This window comes from uncultured Faecalibaculum sp. (genome assembly GCF_910588395.1).
Lineage (GTDB): Bacteria > Bacillota_I > Bacilli_A > Erysipelotrichales > Erysipelotrichaceae > Faecalibaculum.
Window position 1 is genome coordinate 33,184 of the sequence record NZ_CAJUPA010000024.1, and the last position, 6,595, is coordinate 39,778.

At 56.9% G+C, this 6,595-nt stretch carries 7 protein-coding genes; 5 read left to right on the plus strand and 2 right to left on the minus strand.

The genetic code is table 11. The features are described 5' to 3' along the window. Positions 1-181: 181 nt before the first annotated feature. Together nrdD and QZ305_RS07775 are read right to left on the minus strand one after the other, a co-directional pair. The gene (gene nrdD / locus QZ305_RS07770; protein WP_294731159.1) at positions 182-2,356 is read right to left on the minus strand and encodes an anaerobic ribonucleoside-triphosphate reductase; all 2,175 of its coding nucleotides are present in this window, start codon (positions 2,354-2,356) and stop codon (positions 182-184) included. 193 nt (positions 2,357-2,549) lie between these two features. Continuing rightward, positions 2,550-3,146 carry a LexA family transcriptional regulator gene (locus QZ305_RS07775; RefSeq protein WP_294731160.1) on the minus strand — a complete coding sequence of 199 codons (597 nt, stop codon included), beginning with the start codon at positions 3,144-3,146 and terminating at the stop codon, positions 2,550-2,552. An 85-nt stretch (positions 3,147-3,231) separates the two neighbouring features. Between QZ305_RS07775 and QZ305_RS07780 the strand changes: the two genes are divergently transcribed. The 5 genes from QZ305_RS07780 (at position 3,232) to QZ305_RS07800 (ending at position 6,527) form a co-directional block, all read left to right on the plus strand. Beyond that, on the plus strand, positions 3,232-4,497 hold the full coding sequence (locus QZ305_RS07780) for a DNA polymerase IV (RefSeq protein WP_294731161.1): 1,266 nt from the start codon (positions 3,232-3,234) through the stop codon (positions 4,495-4,497). Between the two features lie 52 nt (positions 4,498-4,549). After that, positions 4,550-4,789, plus strand: a complete 240-nt coding sequence (locus tag QZ305_RS07785) for a hypothetical protein (protein ID WP_294731162.1) — start codon at positions 4,550-4,552, stop codon at positions 4,787-4,789. 365 nt (positions 4,790-5,154) lie between these two features. Continuing rightward, positions 5,155-5,709 (plus strand): GNAT family N-acetyltransferase, encoded by a 555-nt coding sequence (locus QZ305_RS07790; protein WP_294731163.1) that lies wholly within the window; start codon positions 5,155-5,157, stop codon positions 5,707-5,709. A 37-nt stretch (positions 5,710-5,746) separates the two neighbouring features. Beyond that, on the plus strand, positions 5,747-5,953 hold the full coding sequence (locus tag QZ305_RS07795; protein WP_294731164.1) for a hypothetical protein: 207 nt from the start codon (positions 5,747-5,749) through the stop codon (positions 5,951-5,953). A 22-nt stretch (positions 5,954-5,975) separates the two neighbouring features. Then, positions 5,976-6,527, plus strand: a complete 552-nt coding sequence (locus QZ305_RS07800; RefSeq protein ID WP_294731165.1) for an HD domain-containing protein — start codon at positions 5,976-5,978, stop codon at positions 6,525-6,527. Positions 6,528-6,595: the final 68 nt, after the last annotated feature.

A 6,595-nucleotide genomic window follows, 5' to 3' on the forward strand; every position in this document is an offset into this window, starting at 1 on the left:
CCATTTTATACCAGAACGGATATAAAACGGGAAAAATGCAGGCGGACAGTGCTTCTTTATACCCGGTCGGATATAAAGGGCTTTGGATTATCGCTGGAACCTGGCCAGAAAAACTGTATGCGAAAACGCACCGGACAGATTGACTGTCCGGTGCGTGTTTTCTGATGTATATGGTCTGGGCCTACAGATGCAGGACCCGGTCCTTGATTTCCTGGGTGCGTCCCTGGTTCCAGAACTGCGTTCCGATATACCCGCAGGTACGCCGGGCCACGTTCATGGTTTCCTGGTTGTGGTTATGGCAGTTGGGACATTCCCAGATCAGCTTGTGGTTTTCGTCCTCCACGATCTGGATCTCGCCGGTATAGCCGCATTCCTGACAATAGTCGCTCTTGGTGTTCAGTTCCGCATACATGATGGAATCATAGATGTGCCGCAGCAGAGCCATGACCGCCGGAATGTTGTTCTCCATGTTCGGGACTTCCACGTAGGAAATGGCACCTCCCGGAGAAAGCCGCTGGAACTGAGATTCAAAGGTGAGCTTGTCGAAGGCATTGATCTCTTCCTTCACATGCACGTGATAGCTGTTGGTGATATAACTGGCATCCGTAACCCCCGGGATCATGCCGAACCGCTCCTGCAGCTTTTTGGCAAACTTGTAGGTGGTGGACTCCATCGGCGTGCCATAGAGAGAGAAATCAATATTGGTGGCCTGCCGCCATTTGGCGCAGGCATCGTTCAGGTGCTGCATCACTTCCAGACCGAACTCCGTTCCCCCGGGCTGTGTGTGGTCTTTGCCTGTCATGTAGCGGACACATTCGCACAGACCGGCGTAGCCCAGGGAAATCGTGGAGTAGCCGCCGTAAAGAAGCTTGTCGATGGTCTCGCCCTTTTTGAGCCGGGCCAGTGCGCCATCCTGCCACAGGATCGGCGCCACATCGCTGGGGGTGCCCTTCAGCCGGTTGTGCCGGCACATCAGGGCTTTGTAGCAGAGCTCCAGACGCTCATCCAGGATTTTCCAGAAGGCGTCCATGTCCTGACCGGAGGAGCAGGCGGCATCCACCAGGTTGATGGTGACCACACCCTGGTTGAAGCGGCCGTAATACTTGGGCTTGCCTGCCGGTGTGACATAGGGAGTCAGGAAGGAACGGCAGCCCATGCAGGGATAGCAGTGGCCTTCTCCGTTTTTGTCGATTTTCAGACTCAGCATGCTTTTTTCGGAGATGTAGTCCGGCACCATCCGGTGCGCGGTGCATCTGGCTGCCAGCTCTGTCAGATAGTAGTACTCGGAACCCGGGGTGATGTTGTCAGCCTGCAGCACATAAATCAGCTTGGGGAAAGCCGGCGTGATGTAGACACCCTTTTCGTTTTTCACGCCCTGGATCCGCTGCCGCAGCATCTCTTCGATGATCAGCGCCAGATCGTGCCGCGTGGCAGGATCTTCCACTTCATTCAGATACATGAACACGGTCACAAAGGGGGCCTGTCCGTTGGTGGTCATCAGTGTGATGACCTGATACTGGATGGTCTGAACGCCTTTCTCGATCTCCCGGCGAACCCGCATTTCCGCCATGGCATTGACCTGGTCCTCCGTGAAGGGCATTCCGGAGGACTCCAGCTCTTCCCGGACTTCCCGGCGGGCCTTGTCACGGCTCACCTGCACAAAGGGTGCCAGGTGGGACAGTGTGATGGACTGTCCGCCGTACTGGGAGCTGGCCACCTGCGCAATGATCTGTGTGGCCACGTTGCAGGCAGTGGAAAAGCTGTGGGGTTTTTCAATCATGGTTTCGGAAATGACAGTGCCATTCTGGAGCATGTCTTCCAGATCCACCAGACAGCAGTTGTGCATGTGCTGGGCAAAATAGTCGGAATCGTGGAAATGGATGATTCCCTGTTCATGGGCTTCGATCACATCCTGAGGCAGAAGAAAGCGTTTCGTAATGTCCTTGGACACTTCGCCTGCCATATAGTCCCGCTGCACGCTGTTGACCAGCGGGTTCTTGTTGGAATTCTCCTGCTTCACTTCTTCGTTGTTGCGCTCCAGCAGACTCATGATCTGCTGGTCGGTGGAGTTGGCCTTGCGCACCAGCGCGCGTTCATAGCGGTAGGTGATATAGTTTTTCGCAACAGAAAAATACCCGTGGGACATGATTTCCTTTTCCACCATGTCCTGGATCTCTTCCACGCTGCTGGCACGTTTCAGTGTGGCGCAGGCAGCTTCCACTGCCCGGGAAATGGCCGTGATTTCCTCTTCCCCCATCTGATCACGGGATGTGGCCGCATTGGCTTTCCGGATTGCGTTTTCAATCTTGGATATATCGAACTGGACTTCTTCTCCGCTTCGCTTGATGACGTTCATGATCTGAAATTCCTCCTGGTCTGCTGTGTGTTGTGCAGATAGTTGAAGGTTCAACTATCTGCACTGCTACGTCATTATGGCCGAAAAATCCTGCGCATTCAATCTTGAAATCCTCACCGAAAAGAGCATGGTCCGGCAGCTCCCTTACCTAAAGGGGATGAGGGGATCGTTAAAAAAATCACAGAGTGTTCTGTTACAAATCTGTCCTTGCGTACAGTGCCCGGCCGATGATCTGCACCGGAAGTTCTCCGATTTCCTGTTCCGTGAATACCATGGGCTCCACCTGGGGATTGGCTGCCTGGAGGATCCAGTAGCCTTTTTTCTTGATCAGTTTCTTGACCGTGGCCTCTTCATTGCCGATGAGCACAATGGCAATGGAGCCGGAGGGAACGTCGTTGCAGGCTTTTACATACAGCAGGTCTCCGTCCAGAATGTGCGCCCCTTCCATGGAATCTCCCGTCACCCGCAGAAAGTAGTCGCCCCGGTCAAAGTCTTCCTGGGACACCGACATGTAGCCGTCCAGGTTTTCCTCCGCCAGCAGTCCGTAGCCGGCTTTCACGGTGCCCAGCACCGGTTTTTCCAGCTGAAATTCAATGGCCTGGGTCAGCGCCTGGACATCTGTGCCCAGCAGCTCGGACAGGCGCTCCATCGTCGAGGGGGCAACGTGCTTGATCTGGCCCCGGCACCACCGGGAAACCGTGGAAGGCGTCACGCCGATTTTCTGGGCGATGTACAGATTCGTGGCATTGTTCTGCCGCTTGAACTCGGCAAGTATCTCTTGTATCTTCATGATTCAAGTATAACACAGGAAAGAGGACACACAAAATTGTTGCGCTATTATTGCGCATAGTCAACGATGGGTTTATGATGGGTTTATGAATCGCGTTATTGTTCACAGCGACATCAATCACTGCTATGCCCAGCTGGAAGAAATGCGGCATCCGGCGCTTCGCCGGGTGCCCATGGCCGTCGGCGGAAGCGCCGAGAAGCGCCACGGGATCATTCTGGCCAAGAATGACCTGGCAAAGGCTGCAGGAGTCGTGACAGGAGAATCACTGAATGAAGCCCGCCGGAAATGTCCGGATCTTCTCATTGTCCGCCCGGACTATGAGGTCTACATGGACTGCACCGAACAGATCAAGGCGGTCTACCGCCGCTACACGGACCGGGTGGAATCCTTCGGACTGGACGAAGCCTGGTTCGATCTCACGGGAACCCGCCGGCTGAACGGCGATCCGGTGGCCCTGGCAAACCGCATTCAGAAGGAGGTCTATCAGCGCTTCGGCATCCGGGTTTCCATGGGAATTTCCTGGAACAAAGTCTTTGCGAAGCTGGGGTCCGATCTGGACAAGAACATGGGATTCACCGTCATCACCCCGGAAAACTACCGCAGGCTGGTCTGGCCGCTTCCACTGGAGAAACTGATCATGATCGGCCGCCACACCCAGATCAAACTCAATGCCATGGGTCTGTTCACCATTGGGGATCTGGCTCTGACAGACGGTGTGGCCGTTGCCCGCCGGCTGGGAAAAAACGGCACCATGCTCTGGCGCTGTGCCCGGGGATTTGATGCTTCCCCTGTTCTGCGTAGCGGATATGAAGAGATGCCGAAATCCGTAGGCAACTCCAAAACACTGGTTCACGATGTCACGACCCTGGAACAGCTGCATCAGGTCTGCCGCATCCTGTGCGAGTCCACGGCTGCCCGGCTGCGGGCCGGCAGACTCCGGGGGCGCGTCGTGTCCCTGGCCCTGCGGGGAACCGATCTGCGCTGGAAGGGCTCCAGACAGCTGCGGCTGCCCCAGCCCACGGATCTGGCGGCAGATCTGTACAGCGCGGTGCAGGCGCTGATTGCCCGGCAGCAGCTGCAGCACATTTCGCTTCGCAGTGTCGGTGTGCAGGTCACGGATCTGGTGGCGGACTGCGGATTCGATCAGCCCGGTCTCTTTTCTGATCCGGACAGCCGGCAGCGCCAGCGCAGCCTGGAGAAAGCCGTCAGCGAAATCCGGAGCCGCTACGGCAGTGACAAGTGCCGGATGGCTTCCCTGGAAACCGATCCGGAACTCACGGACTTTGATCCCCTGGGCCGGCTGCATCAGGTGCACCCCGTGGGGTTTCTGCGGGGGCCTTCCCGCGGGTGAAAGGAGCCCCGGCAGGGAAGGGTGAACGGGAAGAAAGGAGGGAAGACGCAGAATGAAGACCTATGTGGATGTGGTGACATACATTGCGGCGGACGGCCGGCTGCGGCCTCTGGAAATCTGCATGGAGCAGGGAAAGTATCCCATTGACCGCATACTGTCGGTTCATCAGCGGTTCAGCCCGGAAGGCGGCTGCGGCCTGTGCTATACCTGCCGCATCCGGGGCCGGCTCCGGTTTCTGTACTGGGAACACGACCGGTGGTTTGTGGAGAGCAGGGAGCCGGTTTGCGGCTGAGGAGGACTTCCTTTATAATCTGTGGGACAGAAGCAGAAATGTCTCCTGCCCTCCCCGGTGCAGAGTGCCGGCGGTGTTCCGGAAAGGGACAGCGGATGCAGGAGGAATCCGGAAGAGAATTCCGGTATGCCCGATCATCAGACTTTTTGCAGACCGCAGGCCGGCTTGCGGCCTTTGGGGAGGAGGACCTCCCGGAACACGGAAAAGAAAGGAAAGCTCGCATTTCAAAGACGTCTGCAAAGGAAACAGCATGGACAGGCCGTGCCTGAAAGCCGGCGGCTGCTTCCAGACCGCAGTGCATGCTGCAGGAAGAATGACACCTGATGCAGCGTCATGCACCGAAAGGATATGCGAGCAGGAACCATATGTTAGTCATCAGAAAACCGCGGGAAGCGGAAATCAAGACACTGGCAGCGCTGGAACATGTGTGTTTTCCGGAAGAGGAAGCCGCTTCTTCCCAGGTGATGCGTGCCCGCTATGAAGCCTTTCCGGATAATTTCCTGGTCGCGGAAAGCGACGGGGTCATCCGGGGCTACATCAACGGCTGCAGTTCGGACTCCGGCACCCTCACCGACGACATGTATCATGACTGCTCGCTGCACGATCCCTGCGGCCCCTGGCTGATGGTCTTCGGACTGGGCGTGCATCCCAATGCCCGGCAGCACGGCCTGGCAGGCACGCTGCTGCGCAGCTTCATCGCCCTGGCCCGGAAACGCGGGCAGAAAGGCGTGGTGCTCACCTGCAAGGACCATCTCGTTCATTATTATTCCCGTTTCGGCTTTCAGGACATGGGTGTGTCCGAATCAGTCCACGGCGGCAAAACCTGGCATGAGATGCAGCTGGTGTTTGACCGGGACGGACAGCCCGCCGGCCTGCTGCAGGCCGCGGCAGCGGGGCAAACAGACGGTTCGGATGAATGAAGAATGGTATCCTCCTTGTAGAGGAGGTGAATCTGCCATGAAAACAGAAGAACAGTTTCACATCGAATTCCTGCAGCAGAAGGCCCAGAGCCTGGGACTTTCCTTTGCGGACTATATGCTTTTCCTGATTTTTGAGACACTGGAACACGCACCGGCCCTGAACCCGGACAACAATACCGCCGGATTCGAACCGGAATGGGCACAGGCTTACCGGGAACAGAATCAGTCCGGCCAGGGACTGTAAAAAGGCCCGGGGCCTTTTCTTTATGTTCCGGATTCCAGAACAGGATCAGCAGCGGATCGTGGAAGTGTCCCGTCAGCTGTGCAGCCGGGGACAGCTCGGACAGACCAGAGAGTACATTCAGCACGGTCACACCACGGTGTATACCCATGTGCATCATGTGGCCCGCATTGCCCTGTGGCTCAACCGCCGTCTGGGCGTGAAAGCCGACAGAGACCGGCTGATCCGCAGCGCGCTGCTGCACGATTATTTTCTGTATGACTGGCATGACCGGAACCACCGTCATCCCAGGCCCCATGGATTCCGGCACCCCCGGGTGGCCATGGAAACGGCCCATGCCCATTACGGGCTTCATGACCGGGAGAAGGATGCGATTCTTGGCCACATGTTTCCCCTGACGCCTCCCCCCAGGCACCGGGAAGGGTGGCTGGTGACCGCTGCGGACAAACTGAGCACCTTCCAGGAACTCAGTGCCTGGTGGCGGAAAAAAGTCCGGTCCGCATCCGCCGGAGGCAGGGCCCGCATCCGCAGAAAACACAGCCTGCCGTCTTCGGCGTCTCAGTCTGATCAGTCCTGAGACGCTGTTTTTTTAGAATATCCGAATATTGTTGAGGTCGCTGAGCACCTCTAAAGTTTCTGAATCAA

What these genes read in the sequence shown, in the direction of transcription:
- nrdD (WP_294731159.1), bottom strand. Translation starts at nt 2,356, where the DNA reads ATGAACGTCATCAAGCGAAGCGGAGAAGAAGTCCAGTTCGATATATCC.
- QZ305_RS07775 (WP_294731160.1), bottom strand. Translation starts at nt 3,146, where the DNA reads ATGAAGATACAAGAGATACTTGCCGAGTTCAAGCGGCAGAACAATGCC.
- QZ305_RS07780 (WP_294731161.1), top strand. Translation starts at nt 3,232, where the DNA reads ATGAATCGCGTTATTGTTCACAGCGACATCAATCACTGCTATGCCCAG.
- QZ305_RS07785 (WP_294731162.1), top strand. Translation starts at nt 4,550, where the DNA reads ATGAAGACCTATGTGGATGTGGTGACATACATTGCGGCGGACGGCCGG.
- QZ305_RS07790 (WP_294731163.1), top strand. Translation starts at nt 5,155, where the DNA reads ATGTTAGTCATCAGAAAACCGCGGGAAGCGGAAATCAAGACACTGGCA.
- QZ305_RS07795 (WP_294731164.1), top strand. Translation starts at nt 5,747, where the DNA reads ATGAAAACAGAAGAACAGTTTCACATCGAATTCCTGCAGCAGAAGGCC.
- QZ305_RS07800 (WP_294731165.1), top strand. Translation starts at nt 5,976, where the DNA reads ATGTTCCGGATTCCAGAACAGGATCAGCAGCGGATCGTGGAAGTGTCC.